This is a genomic window from Actinomadura sp. KC216 (genome assembly GCF_004348535.1).
Lineage (GTDB): Bacteria > Actinomycetota > Actinomycetes > Streptosporangiales > Streptosporangiaceae > Spirillospora.
The window spans coordinates 1-3,121 of record NZ_SMJX01000537.1; the positions used below are offsets into that span (position 1 = coordinate 1).

2 protein-coding genes and 1 pseudogene are annotated in these 3,121 nt (G+C 72.7%); 1 reads left to right on the plus strand and 2 read right to left on the minus strand.

Annotation, left to right across the window (positions count from 1 at the left end; translation table 11 throughout):
• Positions 1-900 (plus strand): hypothetical protein (locus E1264_RS44285; protein ID WP_165964658.1); only part of this gene is annotated, 900 nt, incomplete at its 5' end.
• On the opposite strand, the gene E1264_RS41620 is transcribed toward E1264_RS44285, so the two are convergent.
• Together E1264_RS41620 and E1264_RS44290 are read right to left on the minus strand one after the other, a co-directional pair.
• Positions 897-1,778: a hypothetical protein gene (locus E1264_RS41620; RefSeq protein WP_132182937.1), complete on the minus strand. Its 882-nt coding sequence runs from the start codon at positions 1,776-1,778 to the stop codon at positions 897-899. The genes E1264_RS44285 and E1264_RS41620 overlap by 4 nt on opposite strands.
• 968 nt (positions 1,779-2,746) lie before the next feature.
• Positions 2,747-3,121 (minus strand): annotated as a pseudogene (locus E1264_RS44290) (hypothetical protein); the annotation flags it as partial.

A 3,121-nucleotide genomic window follows, 5' to 3' on the forward strand; every position in this document is an offset into this window, starting at 1 on the left:
CCCCTCGACCCCCCTCAACAGCACGAATTCCCAGGCCGGCATGAACGCACCACCGACGAGCCGTTCCTTCCGGGCAAGGGCCTGGCGGCCGAGCCGCCGTCCATGACCAAGGTCCCGGAGCCGCGCTGGCCAGAGCCGCAGGAGACACCCCCGCGTCCGAGCCCGATGGCCGACCCCGCCCGGCGCAAGGCGCTGGCGGACGCGTTCGTCGCCGAGTTCGTGAACAGCACCACGTGGCGGGCCACGCTCGCCGTCCTGGAGGGGGCGTTCCCCGGCCTGGGCATGGCGGCGAGGCTGTCGCGCCAGACCGACGAACCGTGGCGGACCATGGACGCCGTCGACCGGAAGGCGTCCGCGAAACTCGGCGTCCCCGTGTGGCTGGACGACGCCGGGATGGTGTTCGACCTCAGCGCCCACCTGAGGCCGGCGTCCCTCCAGGCCCCGCCCGGCGCCGGACCACCACGGGCGTCGAAACCGTACGCCGGGGCGTTCGTCATCGACACGCTCGACCCGCTGCGCTACCACCGGGCGGTGGGCGGCCCGCGTGCGCCGCGCGACCTGCCCGGCCAGGGCGTTCCGGTCCCGGTGGTCCCGGAGGACGACGACAGCGGCGTCGTGATCGTCGCGAACCTGACCTCGGCGGGCGTCCGCGTCCTGGACTCCGCCGGGCTATGGCGCTACGCGGGCCACGTCGTCACGGCGACGCTGCACGACGTGCCGCACCCGGAGACGCGGGCCCGGACCCGCAGGGCACTGTGGGCGCTGCGGCGCGTGGTCTTCGTCGACCCGGACCTCCGGCTCGGCCTGTGCCTGCACATCGACGCGGGCCGCGTGCCCCGCTGCCTCCTGGCGTTCGGCGTGGACCGCACGGAGGGCGCGCCGCGCTTCGTCCGCCCCTAGTCGTCGGAGCGCAGCCAGGACAGGTCGCTCTGCCGGTCGGCGGGCAGCTCGCGGAGCCGGTCGACGAGCTGCCACGGTTCGGTCGGCGGCGCGCCGTCCGGCAGGACGCCGCAGATGAGCGCGCTCTGCGTACTGACGGCCGTGAACGGGCCGAACCTCGCGACGCCTCCACCGCGCAGCGCCGCCAGCTCGGTCAGCAGCGCGTTCAGAGCGGACGAGTCGCGCGGGTCGTACAAACCCCGGACATACGAGAGCAGGTCTTCGGCGAGCACCTCGGGGCGGCGCCCGGAAAGGTGGTAGACGGTCCCGCGATAGGCGCCCGTGGCCTGCGCGGACCGCTGATCGCGGACCCGCACGCGCAGCCCGTACTCGGCGGCGCACCGCTCGTACGCACCGGCGAGCAGCGCCTCCGCCTCGCCCTCCTCGCTGAGCACGACCCCGTTGACGACGCCCTCCTCGCGGTCGAGGCGGTCGAGCATCTCCTGGTGCAGCTCCAGGACGTCGCGCTCCACCGCGTCCAGCGAGCGGGCCAGGGCGTGCTGCGCGTCGCGGTCGAGATCGACGCCCGCGAGCTCGCCGGAGATGTCGCCGAACTCCTTCTCCAGCCGCTCGACCCGTCCGGTGAGCGCGTCGAGCCGGTCCAGCACTTCCGCGTCCGGGGCCTCGGGTCGCGGCGGCGGCGGTATCGGTATCCCGGCGGGCTCCGTCGCCTCGTCCACCACCGCCGCGAGCGCCTCGTGCCGCCGCGCCAGCTCGGACACCTGGTTACGCAGTTCGCGCAGCTCCGCCTGCGCGCGAGGGAGCCGCTTGTCGGACGCCAGATACAACTCGCGTCCGCCGATCGCAAGGCAGAGCAGGACCAGGATCAGGGTGGTCATGGTCACGACGATAACCACACACGGCCCCGTTGGCCGAGACCGCAACAGATCTAGTCCAAAACCCCCCGCATTTTCCCCACCCCCACCGCGCCACTCGTCAGGTGCTCCGCTGCTCCAAGCAGGAATGATCGGACGAGGAGCCAGCCCAACGCCCACCCAGAAACCACCCGCACCGTCCCGACGACTCCGGCCACCGCTCTCCGCAAGACTGACCAACGTCCGCCGGGGGCTTCTGCTGTGGCCAGCGAGACCACCTCGCCCGCGTTGCCACTTGGGGGCCGCAGGCTGCGCTTCCTGAGCGGGGTCGGCCGTGATGCCAGCCGCCCGAGCTCTCCCGCGATGGCGCCTTGTCACGCGCCTGGCCTGACCGTCCGCGCCGGCCCGATGGTTCCGGCCGCTGCTCTCGGCAAGGTTGGCCGGCGTAGGCCGGGGACTTCTGTCGTGTCGGTGAGGCCATCTCGGCTGTGTTGTTCGCGATGTTGTCTGGGGCCCCGGGCTGCGCTTCCTGAGCGGGTCGGCCGTGATGCCAGCTGCTCAACCTCTCGGACGATGCAGTCTCGTCACACGGCTAGCCAAATCGTGCGGGATGTCCCGATGGCTCCGACCGTCGCTCTCGGCAAGGTTGGCCGACGGCGGCCGGGCGATTCTGTCGTGTCGGTGAGACGACCTCGTCTGTGTTGCTTGCGATGTCGCCTGGTGCCGCGGGCTGCGCTTCCTGAGGGGGATCGGCCGGGCTGCCAGCGGCACTACCTCCTGGCAGCCCGGCTCATCGCATGCCTACTCAGACCTGCGACGCCAACCCCGGTGTCACGGACCAGTCGCCTGCGTCTTGGCTCAACAGCGTCGCACCGGGTCTTTGCTCGGGTTCAACGTGTCGCCGCTCTTCGCAGGGGCGTCCGACGTCCGGGGAGGGGTTTCGCTGTGCGACGTGGTCGAGTCGGTCGTGTGGCGTGGTGGGGCGGTGGTTGTCAGCCGAAGAGGCCGCCTAGGAGGCCGCCGAGGATTTCTGCTGCGCCGCCTGCGATCTCGCCGGCCACGTCACCCGCGACGCCGCCTGCGACGTCGGCGGCCACGTTTCCGGCTATCTGGCCGGCGGCCTGGCCCGCGTATCCGGCGACCGCGTTGCCGAACGCGTCGACGGGGTGGCCGGCGACGTAGCCGGCCACGTTTCCGGCGTATCCGGCCGCGTCGCCTACCGCGCCGACGGCCATGCCTCCCGCGATCCCGGCCGCGGCGGCTCCGCCGACCAGACCGGCGGCGGCGACGCCGTGCCCGTGGTGGCCCCGGTAGCCCGGCGAGCCGTGATGGACGTGTACGGGAGGCGGGCCCCCATGACCGGGCGG